Here is a 255-nt window from a genome sequence, read left to right on the forward strand (position 1 = left end):
GGCATGCACAGGCGATGAAGGACGTGATACGCTGCGATAAGCGTCGGGGAGGTGCGAATACCCTTTGATCCGACGATTTCCGAATGGGGCAACCCACCTTAGATAGCTAGAAAATTTGAATTGTTGGAGCGCAAGCAAGAACAGTTCATGTTTCTAGTTATCGTAATAAGGTATCTAATTCTGAATACATAGGGGTTAGAAGCGAACCCGGGGAACTGAAACATCTAAGTACCCGGAGGAAAGGACATCAAACGA

General features: G+C 46.7%; 1 rRNA gene. It reads left to right on the forward strand.

The features are described from left to right. Positions 1 to 255, forward strand: a 23S ribosomal RNA gene (locus ACOZHT_RS24480); the annotation flags it as partial.

Origin of the sequence: Ochrobactrum sp. EDr1-4 (assembly GCF_049199085.1) — a bacterium.
Taxonomy (GTDB): Bacteria; Pseudomonadota; Alphaproteobacteria; order Rhizobiales; family Rhizobiaceae; genus Brucella.